Source organism: Iodidimonas gelatinilytica (assembly GCF_008579125.1).
GTDB lineage: Bacteria > Pseudomonadota > Alphaproteobacteria > Sphingomonadales > Rhodothalassiaceae > Iodidimonas > Iodidimonas muriae.
In genome coordinates this window covers 249866-263973 of sequence record NZ_BKCL01000003.1, presented here as the reverse complement: position 1 = coordinate 263973, position 14108 = coordinate 249866, and the positions used below count along the sequence as shown (strand labels likewise).

The following is a 14108-nucleotide window of genomic DNA, read 5'->3' as shown; positions in this document are numbered from 1 at the left end:
CTTAAGACGATGATCCCATTGGATCACAACACAAAATACACGCGGCCTAAACAGGAGCCTGCCATGACCTCGACAATCGCGCTGGTCGATGATGATCGCAATATTCTCACCTCGGTCTCTGTGGCACTGGAAGCGGAAGGCTTTATGGTGCGCACCTATCCCGATGGCGATAAGGCTCTGTCTGCGCTCAGCGAAAAACCTGCCGATCTTGCGGTTCTCGATATCAAGATGCCGCGTATGGATGGCATGGAATTGCTGCGGCGCTTGCGGGAAGTGACCGATATGCCGGTGATTTTCCTGACCTCGAAAGACGACGAGATCGATGAATTGCTGGGCCTGAAAATGGGAGCCGATGACTATGTGGGCAAACCCTTTTCGCAGCGCTTGTTGATCGAACGCATCCGCGCCGTTCTGCGCCGCGCCGAAGCGATTAAAACGCGCACCCATGGCGCTCCGCCCGCGCCGGGTGAAGAAGACAAGACCATGGTACGGGGCAAGCTGGTGCTTGATCCTTTGCGCCATTCGGTGACATGGGATGGCCGGGATGTCACACTGACCGTAACCGAATTCATGATTCTGGAAACTTTGGCGCAGCGCCCCGGCCATGTGAAAAGCCGTGATCAACTGATGGACGCCGCCTATACGGATGATGTCTATGTGGATGATCGCACCATCGACAGCCATATCAAAAGGCTGCGCAAAAAATTCCGCATGGTCGATGATGAATTCAAAGCGATCGAGACACTTTATGGCGTTGGATATCGTTACCGCGAAGCCTGATATCAGCGCCGACAGCCAGTAACAGCCTTATGGCCAAACAAAGCACAGCGCAAAAAACGGGCAAGCACGGGAAGACAAACCCTGACTCACCCGCGCGGCCATCCCGGCGGCTGCGCTTGCGCGGCCCTGTTTCGCCTATCGTGCTGCGAATCTTGGCAGTCAACCTGATCGCTTGATGATCATTGTCGGCGGTATTTTCTATCTGACGGAATTTCGACAAAATCTGGTGGACCGTCGGCTGGACCAACTTTTGGTGCAGGCGGAAATTCTGGCGGGAGCCATCGGCGAATCCGCCACCGCAGGCCCCGAAGCCAGCGATATCCACGCACCGGAAGCGCGGCTCATCATCTCCCGTCTTGTGGGGCCATCGGTTACCCGAGCGCGCCTGTTCACCATTGAAGGCGAACTGATGGTGGATAGCCGGTTTCTGGCCTCCAGCCGCGCCGTGATGGCTGAACCCTTACCACCTTTGGGCCTTAAAAAGCCTTTTGGCGATCGGCTTCTGGATACGGTCAACGGCCTTTTGGATCAAATCTCGGACCGGCCAATTTTTCCGGCATATCGCGAATCCCCCACCCAACAGGCCAGCGATTATATCGAAGTGCTTTCCGCCTTGACCGGCGAATCCGGCACCCGCATCCGGTCTTTGGACGATGGCACGCTCTTGCTATCCGCAGCATTCCCGGTCCAGCGCTTCCGCCGGGTGTTGGGGGCTTTGATGGTCACCGACAATTCGCGCGACATCGAACAGATCGTGCGGTCCGAACAGATCATGATCTTGAAAGTTTCGGGGGCGGCTTTGGCGGCCACTTTGCTGCTGTCGATTTTTCTCGCCTCCACCATCGCCCGGCCCATTCGTCGGCTGGCGCTGGCAGCGGAAAAGGTGCGCCACGGCATTGGCCGGGAATCCACCTTGCCCAAGCTCAACCGCAATGATGAAATCGGTGATTTATCGCTGTCTTTATCGGATATGACGCAAGCGCTTTATCATCAGATCGATGCCATTGAAGCCTTTGCCGCCGATGTCTCCCATGAACTGAAAAACCCTTTATCCTCCTTGCGCTCTGCCGTGGAATCCCTTGGCCGCACCAATAAACCCGATATCCGCGAACGGCTTTTGGCGATCATTCAAGAGGATGTGGGGCGGCTGGATCGGCTGATTTCCGATATTTCCGATGCGTCCCGGCTGGATGCGGAACTGACCCGCGCACGTATGGAGCCGGTGGATATGGGCGCTCTGGTGGCAATGTTGGTGGATGCCAACCGCACCCGTGAAGACCATCATGTACCCAAAATCCATTTCCATGAGCCAGAACCGGGCACCATGATGGTACGCGGCCTGGAAAGCCGACTCGGGCAGGTGGTGGCGAATCTTTTGGAAAATGCCATTTCCTTCAGCCCCGAAGGAGGCACCGTCACCGTCGCCTGAACCGCCAAAACCATATGATCGTGCTGGTGGTGGACGACGAAGGCCCCGGGCTGCCACACGGGGCCGCCGAACGAATCTTCGAGCGCTTTTATTCCGAACGGCCCGCCAGCGAAGATTTTGGCACCCATTCCGGTCTTGGGCTGTCGATCTCGAAACAGATCGTGGAAGCCCATCACGGCACCATCACCGCCGAAAACCGCTTTCCGCCACTGGCCGATGAAAAGGAAGACGCGCCCAAAGGCCGCGCCAAGGCCCGCCCGAAAGGCAAAGGCAAGGCAAAGGCAAAGACGAACGCCAAAGCGCAAAAGGCAAATCCGGCTCCAGATCCCACGCCGGAACAGGCCGCCGCCGCGCAAGACCAACCTGTTCTGGGGGCGCGCTTTCAGGTCTATCTCCCCCGCTGGTAACAATATATTTCAAAGAAAAGACGGGACAGGTCGATTGCCTGTTGACCTATGGGCCGACTTCGCCAACCGTTCCCCTCATGACTCTTGTGCATGCCAGTTGTGTTGCGCTTGAAAGAGGGGCCGTTTTACTGCGCGGCCCTTCGGGAAGCGGCAAATCAGACCTCGCTCTCCGTCTTATCGACGGGGGGGCTTTGCTGGTGGCCGACGATTATGTGGCTTTGACTCCCCGCGACGGCCTTTTGATGGCGCACCCACCCGAACAATTACGGGGCCTTTTGGAGGTGCGCGGCATTGGATTGGTCCGGCTTGATTATCTGCCCGGCGCACGGATAAGATTGGTCGTGGACCTGCTTCCACCCGACGCCATCGAGCGCTTACCCAAACCACAAACCGAAACCATCGAGGGGGTTGTTTTGCCCCGCATCGCCTTGACAGCCTTTGAACCTTCGGCCAGCGCAAAAGTGCGCATGGCCTTTACCCAAAGCCTTCACCAACTGGATATGCCCGATGCCACGACCAGCCTCTGACGATCGGCAAAAAATCATTATCGTGACCGGAATGAACGGGGCGGGGAAAAGCACCGCCCTCAAAATTCTGGAAGACTTCGGCTATGAAGCGGTGGATAATTTGCCGCTGTCCTTGCTGAACCGGCTCTTGAAAACCGGGCTGGATTCAGAGCATCCCGAAGAAACGCGCCCCATAGCCGTGGGTGTGGACAGCCGCACCCGCGCCTTCAGCGCCCCGGAATTCCTGCGTCAGGTCAATGCCTTGCAAGCCCGGCCAGATTATAACGTGACGGTGCTGTATTTCGATTGCTCTGACGAGGGATTGAACCAGCGATATTCCGAAACGCGCCGCCGACACCCTTTGGCCATGGACCGGCCGGTACAGGACGGGATTACCCGCGAACGGGAAATCATGGCTCCCCTGAAAGCCAGTGCCGATTTTATCTATGACACCAGCGGCCAAACCATTCATGACCTGAAACGACGGCTGGGGGTGCGCTATGCGCTGCAAGAATCTTCCGGGCTGTCGATCAATGTGATGTCTTTCGGCTTTGCACGGGGCGTGCCGCGCGATGCGGATCTGATGTTCGATGTGCGGTTTTTGCGCAATCCCAATTACGATCCCGATTTGAAAAACCTGACAGGACGGGAAAAGGCCGTGGCCGATTATGTGGCCGCCGATGCCAATTTCGATCCTTTCTTCAAACGCATATCGGATCTGGTGCTGTTTTTGCTGCCGCTTTACCATCAGGAAGGGAAAAGCTATCTGACCATTGCCTGTGGGTGCACCGGCGGGCGGCACAGATCGGTCTTTGTTGCGGAAACTTTAGGAAAAGTCTTGGAAGAAAAAGGCTATCGGGCCAACATCATTCACAGGGACGCAACCTATGGGCATCCAAAAGAATAAATATATCAGGGAGAATAGACGATGATCGGCCTGGTGCTGGTAACACATGGTCGCCTTGCGGAGGAATTCGTTGCTGCCATGGAACATGTGGTGGGGCGGCAAGAGCAGGTGCGCGCCATCGCCATCGGCCCCGATGACGATATGGAGGAACGCCGCGCCGAAATTGCCGGAGCGGCTGAAGAAGTGGATAGCGGTGACGGGGTGATCCTGCTCACCGATATGTTTGGCGGCACGCCGTCCAATCTGGCCATTTCGCTTTTGGGGCAAGGCAGTGTCGAGGTGATCGCCGGCATAAACCTTCCCATGTTGATCAAGCTGGCAAGCGTGCGGGCCAATGGGTCTTTGCATGAAGTGGTGGCCGCCGCACAAGAAGCCGGACGGCGTTACATCAATGTCGCCAGTCGGGTGTTGGCGGGCGATGCCGATGAGGACAATACGAAATCTTCATGACTCAAATATCAGACTCCCCATCCATTGAAAAACGAGTCGAACTGGTGAACAGCCGGGGGTTGCACGCCCGGGCTTCGGCAAAATTCGTCAAGACGGCGGAAAATTTCAACGCCACCATCTCCGTAGAAAAAGACGGAATTTCCGTGTGCGGCACATCGATCATGGGGCTGATGCTTCTGGCCGCCGCACGCGGTGATCATGTGCTTTTGCGCGCCAGTGGCGATCAAGCCCATGAAGCCTTGGAAGCCCTGTCCGAGCTGATTGCCGACCGCTTTCAAGAGGCCGACTGACAGCCGGTTTCATGGCTCTTGTCTGTTTTGGCTCGACCGCACAGGATATAAAGATTTCTTTATCTTGTGCCTGTACAGCAGGCATTGCTATAAGCCCCCAAAGCCATTCCGGTCCCATCCGGCAAATAAACAGGAGTTCTTCATGAGCGCTGCACCCGACTTCAAAGTCAAAGACATGTCCCTCGCCGATTGGGGCCGCAAGGAAATTTCTCTCGCGGAAACCGAAATGCCGGGCTTGATGGCTTTGCGCGCCGAATATGGCGACCAAAAACCCCTCAAAGGGGCCCGCATTGTCGGCTGCCTGCATATGACCATCCAGACCGCCGTTTTGATCGAAACCCTGACCGCTTTGGGGGCCGAGGTCCGCTGGTCTTCGTGCAATATTTTTTCCACTCAGGATCAGGCTGCCGCAGCCATTGCCGCCACCGGCGTTCCGGTTTTTGCCTGGAAAGGCGAAACCGAAGAAGAGTATGAATGGTGCATCCGCCAAACCATTGAAGGCAAAGACGGCTGGCGTCCCAATATGATTCTGGACGATGGCGGCGATCTGACGACCATGATGCACAAGGATTATCCCGAGCTGATGGCCGATGTGCGTGGCATTTCCGAAGAAACCACCACCGGTGTTTTGCGCCTTTACGATATGCAGAAAGCCGGAACGCTTTTGGCCCCTGCCATCAATGTGAATGACAGCGTCACCAAATCGAAATTCGACAATATGTATGGGTGCCGCGAAAGCCTGACCGATGGCATCAAACGCGCCACCGACATCATGCTGGCAGGAAAGACCTGCGTGGTCGCAGGCTTTGGCGATGTGGGCAAAGGCTCTGCCGAAGCGCTAAGAAGCCAAGGCGCCCGCGTTGTGGTGACCGAAATCGACCCGATCTGCGCCTTGCAAGCCGCGATGGAGGGCTATGAAGTGCGCACCATGGAACAGGCAGCACCGCTCGGCGATATCTTTGTCACGGCCACCGGCAACAAGGATATCATCACCCTTGAGCATATGCGTGCCATGAAGCATCGCGCCATTGTGTGCAATATCGGCCATTTCGATAATGAAATTCAGGTGGCCTCCTTGCGCAATATGAAATGGACAAACATCAAGCCGCAGGTGGACGAAATCACCTTCCCCGATGGCAAGTCCATCATTTTGCTGGCGGAAGGCCGTCTGGTGAATCTGGGCTGCGCCACCGGACATCCCAGCTTCGTCATGAGCGCCTCTTTCACCAATCAGGTTCTGGCGCAAATGGACCTTTGGAACGACAGCGGCACATATGAAAAGAAAGTCTATGTGCTGCCCAAGCATCTGGATGAAAAAGTTGCCGCATTGCATCTGGAAAAGCTGAATGTTTCGCTCACTACGCTCAGCGAAGATCAAGCCGCTTATCTGGGTGTGAGCCAAAACGGACCGTTCAAATCCGACCATTATCGCTACTAAACAGAAAACTTGTGCCGGACGCCTGCACCGATCCTTGTATCAGGGCGTCCGGCTTGTTTATGCTCCAGTCCGATGGTTGGATTTTGTAAGCGTATTTTAACCACGCGCCTGTCCGAAGGAATGGAAGCCCATGATGCCGCACATATCGGTGCTTGTTGCAGCAAGCGAATCCGGCATCGCATTGGATCAATCCACTGCGCTTTTCCCTGAAGACATTCTTCCCCTTACGATTTTGTTTCTTGCCGCCCTGTTCTGGATGGTTCTGGCCGTTTGGGCCATGCGTCAGCGCGGCCATGCCGCCAGCGCCCGACAGATCGCCGAACGCGCCAATAATTTTTCTGCGGCGATCTTTAAATCAGCACCCGTGGGTTATTTGCTGTTTGATCGCGTGGGAAGCTGCAAGGCAGGCGGCAATGCCCAAGCGCTTTTGGGGCTGGCCGATATCTGCACCCGTCTGGAAGATCTCTGCCCCGATGATGGCATGGGCGGATTGACCCCCGAAGCCATGGCCGCACTTGAAGCGCAACTCAACACCCCGGCCCAAACATCCCGACCGATTATGCTGACCACCCGCGATGGCCATGTGTTAAAGCTGTCCCGCGCTCTGGATTATGTGGACCCGGACCGCTTGGACCGGTTGCTGTTTTGGCTGGAAGACGAAACCGAGCATCTGACACAGGCCAAGGCCCGCGAAATTGCGCTCAAAGCAGATACGGTCGAAAGGCAAAGGCTGCGTGCCGTGATCGATGCTGCGCCATTTCCCATCTGGTTGCGCGGCGAGAATCTCGATCTGGTTCTGGTCAATCAGGCCTATGTCCGCGCCGTCGAGAAAACATCGGCGCAAGAGGTGATCTCGGCGCAAACGGAGATTGTCAATAATGCGCTTACCGGTTCATCGCGGGACAGTGCCGCACGGGCGCGGGATGCGGATGAAATCGTCCATGAACGCCATTTTGCGGTGATCGGCGGCGAACGGCGGGCTTTATCACTCACCGACAAACCCGTTGGCGATCTGATCGCAGGCTATGCGGTGGATGTCACCGAAGCCGAAGAAAAGCGCGCCGAATTGGCCCGTGTGATCGATGGACATGCAGAAACGCTGAACAGCCTGTCCAGCCCCGTGGCCATCTTCGATGCGGATCAAAAACTGCAGTTCTTCAACAGCGCCTTTTCCCGCCTGTTCCGCTTGTCTGACGATTGGTTGATGGACCGTCCCGACCATGCCAGCCTTTTGGAAGCCATGCGTGAAAAACGCCGCTTGCCCGAACAGGCGGATTTCCGGGCGTGGCGCACAGAACAACTGGACCTGCATCACAATCCCGATTCGGTGGAAGAGCTCTGGCATCTGCCCGATGGCAGCACCTTGCGCATGGTGGGCCAACCGCATCCCTTGGGCGGGCTGTTGCTATTGTTTGAGGATGTGACCGACAAGCTGGCCCTTGAAAGCAGCTATAATGCCTTGATCGCCGTACAGCGCGAAACCCTGAACAATCTGCACGAAGCGGTGGCGGTGTTTGGCAGCGATGGCCGCCTGAAGCTGTTCAACCCCACCTATGCCGATATCTGGTCGCTGGATGCGGACATTTTAATCAGCGAGCCGCATTTTGGCGATATTCTCGATCTTACCCGCGATGTGCTTTATCAGGCAGCGATTGGCCCGCCATGCGCGAACGTCTCTTGGGGCAAATGAGCGAACAACGTGCCCATTCGGGGCGCTGGCACCGGCCTGATGGGCGGGTGATCGATTATGCCATTGTCCCCCTGCCCGATGGCCGTACACTCACCACCCATATGGATGTGACCGACAGCGTTCACATGGAACATGCCCTTCGGGACCGCAATGAGGCATTGGAAACCGCCGACCGCCTGAAATCGGAATTCGTTGCCAATATGTCTTATGAATTGCGCACGCCGCTCAATTCCATCATCGGTTTTTCGGAAATGCTGATGACCGAGATTTACGGCCCACTGGCAGACAAACAAAAGAATTATCTCAGCTATGTGCTCAGCGCCGCAGCGGAATTGCGCGATCTGATCGACGATATTCTCGATCTGGCGGTGATCGAGGCAGGGGAAATGAACCTCAATATCAAAAATATGGATGTGCGCGATCTGGTGGAACACAGCGTCGCCATCAGCCGCGAACAGGCCCGCAAAGCCGGGGTCATTCTGGAATATACCGTGGAAGATTCATGCGGCACCATCGAAGGCGACCCAAGACGGCTGACACAAGCGGTGTTCAATCTGGTGGGTAATGCCATCAAATTCACCCCCAAAGGCGGCCATGTCCGTGTTCTGGCCCGCCCCCATGGCAGCAGCGATATAGAACTGGTGGTCAGCGATACCGGCATGGGCATCAGCTCGGAAGATCAGGCCACTGTGTTCAAGAAATTCAGCACCGGATCGGACGTTCATAGCCGCAAAGGCATGGGCCTGGGCTTGTCTTTGGTACAAAGCTTCATCGAACTGCATTGCGGAACGGTGGATCTGGTGTCGGCCCCCCATGAAGGCACCACCGTCACATGCCTTTTGCCGCGCCACCAAACCGCCACCCCCGACAAAGCGCGTTGACGCAAGGTCCAGAAAAACACCATGACCGATACCCCTAGCCTTTCCTGCCCAACGGAACACAGCCTTTGCCAATTGGGCCAGCGCCTGTCCGTTCATCTAAAAACAGGCGATATGATCACCCTTAGCGGCGATCTGGGGGCCGGCAAAACCACGCTTGCCCGCGCCATCATCCGCGACCAGATGGGCGACCCGGATCTGGCGGTTCCCAGCCCCAGCTTCACCCTTGTGCAAGTCTATGACCGCGAGACCGCCCCTCCCATTTGGCATGTGGATTTATACCGGCTGGAATCTCCCGACGATTTGCTGGAACTGGGCATCGAAGATGAAGTGGACGAGTCCATTATCATAATGGAATGGCCCGACCGCGCCGATGCGGCGCTTGTTCATGGCGCTTTGGACCTCCGACTTGCGATCAAACCCGATGGCACACGCACTGTCACAGCGCAGGGCCCAAAAGACTGGATCGACCGTATCGCCCCCTGCTTCAAGGACAGCCGCCCATGAGCCGCGAACAGGCCTTATTGACATTTCTAAACCGGGCCGGATGGGGCGATGCCAGCCGCCACCCTATCCCCGGCGATGCCTCTTTCCGCCGCTATGAACGGCTGGTGCGCGGCGATCGCTGTGCCATTTTGATGGATGCCCCGCCACCCCGGGAAGATGTGCGGCCCTTTTTGGCCATTCTAGGCCAGTTGCGGCGCTTTGGATTCTCGGCCCCCGCCGCCCTGTCCTGCGCCATAGATGACGGCTTTTTGCTTCTGGAAGATCTGGGCGATCAAAGTTTCAACCAAGTGATCCAGGCCCGCGCCAATCTGGAAACACCGCTTTATGAAGCCGCCGTCGATCTGCTGGTGGATCTGCATAACCGTCCTGTTGCCGCTCGTCTGCCGGTGGCGGATCAAGTGCCGGACCATAGCGTGCCGCCCTATGATGCGGCGCTGCTGATGCGTGAAGTCACTTTGCTGACCGATTGGTATCTGCCCGCTTTTTTCCCCGATCTGCCGGATGTGCAAAAGGCTGTAAACGACTGGAAAGCGCTTTGGCGCACTTTGTTTCGTCGTCTCGATTCCCGAAATCCGGTGCTGGTCTTGCGCGATTATCATGCGGATAATCTGATGTGGCTGCCACACAGAAACGGACTGGCCAGGGTGGGGCTTCTGGATTTTCAAGATGCCGTCCATGGCCACCGGGCCTATGATCTGGTGTCTTTGTTACAAGACGCTCGCCGCGATGTTCCGCCGCCCTTGGAAGCCGCCATGATCGCCCGCTATCTGGCCGGGCAACGTCTTCGGGGCACCTCTTTGGATGAAGCCGCATTCCGCCGGGATTATGCCATTCTGGGGGCACAGCGGGCCGCCAAGATCATCGGTATTTTCACCCGGCTTTCAAAACGCGATGGCAAGGACCGCTATCTGGCGTTTCTGCCGCGTATGTGGGGATTGCTGGAGCGCAATCTTGCCGCCCATGATTGTGACGCGCTAGAAGCATGGCTCGATCGAACGATCCCCGAATCCACCCGCTCAAGGACCCGACTCAATGGCTAAAGACGCTGTTTCAAAAACCATTCCCTTGAAAATGCGCGCGCGCTTTGATGCACCCGCACCCAAAACCGCCATGCTGTTGGCGGCGGGTCTTGGCACGCGCATGATGCCGCTTACGGAAGACCGCCCCAAAGCACTGGTAGAGCTGAACCATCGCCCGCTGATCGATTATACCATCAAGCATCTGGAACGCGCCGGGGTTGAACGTCTGGTGGTGAATGTGCACGCCCATGCGAACCGGCTGCAAGAATGGCTGTCCAAACACGATACATCGCTGGATATCCGGATTTCCGACGAGCGGGACCAATTGCTGGATACCGGCGGGGCGCTTTTGAAAGCCGCACCGCTTTTGGGAGATGATCCGTTTTTCGTGCTCAATTGCGATGCTTTCTGGTGCGATGGCTTGGTGGATACTCTGGCGCATCTGGCCAGCCGCTGGACGACCCAAGAAATGGACGCCTTGCTGCTTATCGTTCATTCCCGCAATGCCCTTGCCTATCATGGCCGTGGCGATTTCGAGATGGACCCGTTGGGGCGGCTGTCATTTCGTGCCGAACGCACCATCACGCCCTATGTTTATGCCGGCGTGCAGATCCTTGATCCTGCCGTGATCAAATCGATTTCCGACCCTGTCTTTTCCCTTCGCAAACCTTGGGCGCACTCCGCCGAAAATGAACGGCTGTTCGGGCTGGTGCATGAAGGCGCATGGGCGCATGTGGGATCGCCCGATGCGGTGCGTCTGGTCGAACGTACTCTGCTCGATTAACATCCCCCCATGACGCGCCCCACCCCAACCGTTTTCACCATACCGCCCGGCTTGTCCTTTGCCGATGCACTGGCGCGGTCTTTGCTGCACCGGCATCGCGACAATCCCTTGGCTTTGAGCCATATCCGCATTTTATTGCCCAACCGGCGCAGCGCCCGCGCCTTGCGGGAAGCGTTTTTGCGGGCAAATTCCGGGGTGCCTTTATTATTGCCGCGCATGATGCCGGTGGGCGATGTGGAAGAAGACAGCCTCGACATCACCGGGCTGGCGTCCGACAGTCTGGACCTGCCACCGGCCATTCTGGAAACCGAACGGCTGTTTTTACTGGCGCGGCTGACCCTTGGTATTCCCCAAGGCCAAGGCCGTCCCTCATCCTTGGCCGGTGCCTTGAAACTGGCGCGCGATCTGGCCCGCCTGATCGACAGTGTGCACACGGAACGGCTGGATTTTGCGCAGCTTCAGGATCTGGCCCCCGAAGAACTGGCCGCCCATTGGCAACATACCCTGACCTTTTTAGAGGTCATCACCGAACAATGGCCCAAGCTATTGGCCAGCCTTGGCAAGAGCGACCCTTCCTCACGCCGCAACCGGCTGCTGGATGCCTTGACAGAGCAATGGCGCACCAACCCGCCCAAAGGGGAAATAATCGCGGCGGGCACCACCGGCTCGATCCCCGCCACGGCCGATCTGCTGGCCTCTATTGCCCGCTTGCCCAATGGCACGGTGATTCTGCCCGGTTTCGACCCCATGATAGCGGATGACGATTGGGAGGCACTGGACCCCGGCCATCCGCAATATCTCATGAAGCAGCTTTTGCAGCATATGGGGATGTCCCGTCACGAAGTGGCCCACTGGCCGCTGGCGGAGACGGATCAGGCCCAATCGCAAAAATATGCCGAACGGGTGGATCTGTTGCGCACCGCTTTGCTGCCCGCCGACCGCGTGGTGCGCTGGAATAGCTTCAAGCCTGATCTCGAAAAGGCACTCAAGGGCCTCACACGTATTGATTGCGACAGCCAGGGCGAAGAAGCCGGAGTCATCGCTTTGCTGTTACGCGAAGCCTTGGAAACGCCGGGGAAACGCGCGGCCCTGATCACGCCGGACCGCCGGTTGGCCCGTCAGGTACGTGCGGAATTGGCCCGCTGGGGCCTGCAAATCGACGATTCCGCAGGGGACCCCATAGACCGCAGCGCCGTGGGAACTTTCTTGCGACTGGTGGTAGCCGTGGCAGCCGATCCCGGCCCCATTTCGCTTTTGGCGCTGATGAAGCACCCTTTGGCTGCCGCTGGCCATGACCGGGCCGTTTTTCGCGCCTTGGCCCGCAGGCTGGACCGGCATGGCGGCCGCGAAGGCTATGCCGTGCGAGGGGCCCGCCCCGAAGCCAGCCTCGATGCTTTGATGGACAGCATCCGCACCGCCGCAATGGAAGAAGACGACCAGACAATGCTGGCGGATTTTTTCAATCTCCTGAAGCCTTTGGAAACCGCCCTGCATCAGCCGGAAGCGGATGTAACGGCGCTGATGACCTGCCATCTGGATGTGGCGCAGGCCATCGCCCAAAGCCATGACAAAAGCGGTGCCGACCAGTTGTGGCGCCTTGAAAGCGGTGAACATTTGGCCACGGCCCTTGCCGATGCCCTTGCGGCCACTCCCTTGCTGCACTCCATCCCCGCCGATCAATATCCGGCATTTTTCGATGCCTTGTTGGAAGGGCAAATGGTGCGGCCCCGCTATGGCAGCCATCCACGCCTTGCGATTTTGGGGCCTATTGAAGCCCGTCTGCACCATGCGGATTTGATGGTTTTGGGCGGGCTGAACGAAGGCACATGGCCTGCCGCCCCCGCCCATGATCCGTGGCTAAGCCGGAAAATGCGTGCCGATTTCGGCCTTCCCGATGAAGATCGCCGCCTTGGCCAATCGGCCCATGATTTCATGCAGGCCGCCACCGCTCCCCATGTCATCCTGACCCGTGCCAGCAAAGTAGACGGCACCCCCACCGTCCCCAGCCGCTGGCTATCGCGGCTTCAGGTTCTGGCTCCCACATTATCGGGGTCCAATCTGCGCTTTCGCAGTCTTTATCGTGAATTGGACCGCCCCCACAAGATCACCCCCACCGATCCACCGCGCCCCACCCCGCCGCTTGAGGCGCGCCCAAAGGCCTTGTCCGTCACACAAGTGGAATTGTGGGTGCGCGATCCTTATGCGCTTTATGCCCGCCATATCCTGAAACTTCGGGCGCTCGATCCTTTGGAGGCCGAACCCGATGCCTTGGAAAAAGGCACCATCTTCCATGATGCGCTGGATCAATTTTTGCGCCTCTGGGACCGCACATCCAGTGATGAAACCGCCAAAGCACTTATGGAGGACTGTGGCCGTGCGGCATTTGGCGCCGCTTTGACGCGCCCTGCCATCTGGGCTTTCTGGTGGCCGCGATTCTTATCGGTTGGCCACCGCTTTATCGAGATCGAGCGTGACCGCCAAGCCGCTTATGAAACGCTGGCCACCGAAAGAAAAGGGACCTTGGAACTGAACACACACCGGCCCTTTACCCTGATCGCCCGCGCCGACCGCATCGACCGCCACCAAGACACCGGGGCGCTTGAGATCATTGATTATAAAACCGGCTCACCGCCCCAGAAAAAGCAAATCGAAGCGGGCTTTGCCCCGCAATTGCCTCTGGAAGGCTGGATGGCCCAGGAAGGTGCCTTTGAAGGAATTGCCCCCACACCCGTCAACGCTTTGAGTTTCTGGCAATTGCGCGGCACACGCGAACCGGTGAACATTCAGCATGTGAAGGCACCGGAAGAACAGATTGATGATGCCCGCGCCGGCTTTTTCCACCTGTTGGACCGTTTTAGCCGTGCCGATACGCCCTATCTTTCCAATCCCCGCCCGACCTTTGCGGGTTATGGCGAATATGACCATCTGGCACGGGTGGCGGAATGGACTCAATTGCCTGATCTGGCCGCCGATGCCCCAGACCCTTCATCTGGTCCTTCATCTGGTCCTTCATCTGGCCCTTC

At 57.6% G+C, this 14108-nt stretch carries 13 protein-coding genes and 1 pseudogene; all 14 read left to right on the top strand.

What is annotated here, in order from left to right; translation table 11 throughout:
* Positions 1–63 precede the first annotated feature (63 nt).
* Positions 64–780 carry a response regulator transcription factor gene (locus JCM17844_RS06075; RefSeq protein ID WP_150000122.1) on the top strand — a complete coding sequence of 239 codons (717 nt, stop codon included), beginning with the start codon at positions 64–66 and terminating at the stop codon, positions 778–780.
* A 175-nt stretch (positions 781–955) separates the two neighbouring features.
* Positions 956–2209, top strand: a complete 1254-nt coding sequence (locus JCM17844_RS06070; RefSeq protein ID WP_150000121.1) for a sensor histidine kinase — start codon at positions 956–958, stop codon at positions 2207–2209.
* Between the two features lie 26 nt (positions 2210–2235).
* Positions 2236–2616, top strand: a complete 381-nt coding sequence (locus JCM17844_RS06065) for an ATP-binding protein (RefSeq protein ID WP_210431463.1) — start codon at positions 2236–2238, stop codon at positions 2614–2616.
* Positions 2617–2693: 77 nt separating this feature from the next.
* On the top strand, positions 2694–3143 hold the full coding sequence (locus JCM17844_RS06060; RefSeq protein WP_150000119.1) for an HPr kinase/phosphorylase: 450 nt from the start codon (positions 2694–2696) through the stop codon (positions 3141–3143).
* Positions 3124–4029 carry an RNase adapter RapZ gene (rapZ, locus tag JCM17844_RS06055; protein ID WP_150000118.1) on the top strand — a complete coding sequence of 302 codons (906 nt, stop codon included), beginning with the start codon at positions 3124–3126 and terminating at the stop codon, positions 4027–4029. Before JCM17844_RS06060 ends, rapZ begins: the two co-directional genes overlap by 20 nt.
* A gap of 21 nt (positions 4030–4050) precedes the next feature.
* On the top strand, positions 4051–4479 hold the full coding sequence (locus JCM17844_RS06050; RefSeq protein WP_150000117.1) for a PTS sugar transporter subunit IIA: 429 nt from the start codon (positions 4051–4053) through the stop codon (positions 4477–4479).
* A complete protein-coding gene (locus JCM17844_RS06045; RefSeq protein ID WP_150000116.1) occupies positions 4476–4769 on the top strand; it encodes an HPr family phosphocarrier protein in 294 nt (97 codons plus the stop codon). Before JCM17844_RS06050 ends, JCM17844_RS06045 begins: the two co-directional genes overlap by 4 nt.
* Positions 4770–4911: 142 nt before the next feature.
* Positions 4912–6207, top strand: coding sequence for an adenosylhomocysteinase (gene ahcY / locus JCM17844_RS06040; protein WP_150000115.1), 1296 nt, complete (start codon positions 4912–4914; stop codon positions 6205–6207).
* Positions 6208–6337: 130 nt separating this feature from the next.
* A complete protein-coding gene (locus JCM17844_RS06035; RefSeq protein ID WP_150000114.1) occupies positions 6338–7897 on the top strand; it encodes a PAS-domain containing protein in 1560 nt (519 codons plus the stop codon).
* Positions 7870–8778, top strand: coding sequence for a sensor histidine kinase (locus JCM17844_RS06030; protein ID WP_150000113.1), 909 nt, complete (start codon positions 7870–7872; stop codon positions 8776–8778). Before JCM17844_RS06035 ends, JCM17844_RS06030 begins: the two co-directional genes overlap by 28 nt.
* Before the next feature lie 21 nt (positions 8779–8799).
* Positions 8800–9282, top strand: coding sequence for a tRNA (adenosine(37)-N6)-threonylcarbamoyltransferase complex ATPase subunit type 1 TsaE (gene tsaE / locus JCM17844_RS06025; RefSeq protein ID WP_150000112.1), 483 nt, complete (start codon positions 8800–8802; stop codon positions 9280–9282).
* Positions 9279–10322 (top strand): aminoglycoside phosphotransferase family protein, encoded by a 1044-nt coding sequence (locus JCM17844_RS06020; RefSeq protein WP_150000111.1) that lies wholly within the window; start codon positions 9279–9281, stop codon positions 10320–10322. The genes tsaE and JCM17844_RS06020 overlap by 4 nt, the downstream gene beginning before the upstream one ends.
* On the top strand, positions 10315–11085 hold the full coding sequence (locus JCM17844_RS06015; RefSeq protein WP_210431462.1) for a nucleotidyltransferase family protein: 771 nt from the start codon (positions 10315–10317) through the stop codon (positions 11083–11085). Before JCM17844_RS06020 ends, JCM17844_RS06015 begins: the two co-directional genes overlap by 8 nt.
* 9 nt (positions 11086–11094) lie before the next feature.
* A pseudogene (addB, locus tag JCM17844_RS15875) lies at positions 11095–14019 on the top strand (double-strand break repair protein AddB); the annotation flags it as partial.
* Positions 14020–14108: the final 89 nt, after the last annotated feature.